This is a genomic window from Pauljensenia sp. UMB6358, assembly GCF_030216865.1.
GTDB lineage: Bacteria > Actinomycetota > Actinomycetes > Actinomycetales > Actinomycetaceae > Pauljensenia > Pauljensenia turicensis_A.
In genome coordinates this window covers 1-446 of record NZ_JASOMS010000041.1, presented here as the reverse complement: position 1 = coordinate 446, position 446 = coordinate 1, and the positions used below count along the sequence as shown (strand labels likewise).

The 446-nt window shown below is 59.4% G+C and carries 1 protein-coding gene; it reads right to left on the bottom strand.

Annotated features, from left to right (window positions below; genetic code table 11):
* Positions 1-288, bottom strand: a 288-nt coding sequence (locus QP381_RS08535) for a hypothetical protein (protein WP_285068505.1), incomplete at its 3' end; no start/stop codon positions are given.
* Positions 289-446: the final 158 nt, after the last annotated feature.

Here is a 446-nt window from a genome sequence, read left to right as displayed (position 1 = left end):
CCCCGCTGAAGCATTTCTTTTAGGCTTAGGGGCGCTCTTAGACTCGCTTTCCTCGGCGATTTTCCATCCGAGGAAAGAAAGACCCGCCGGGGTCATCCCAATCTGGTCTCCTATCCGGTGCAGCTGCGCCAGTAAGGAAGGCGGCGTAGAGGGGCTCTCGCACTTTACGAGAACCCGCGTGTATAAGCCGACCAGATGGTGCATCCACTTGTTTTCGGGCATCGACCAGGCCACCGCCTGGGGGCTTTTCCAAAGGCTCTTCCAAACTTCTTCTTCCCGCTCACTCATTTCTGGCAGCGGGAACTTTGGTGGCCTGCCGCGCCTGCCTGTTGGGGGCAGGGCTTTCAGAGAAAAACCGCGTCGGGCGGACCGGCCCGAGTTCTCATTTGCTGGTGGCCCAGAGCGGACCCTCGCTCCTCCTCTACCCATAGCGTTCACCTCTGTCT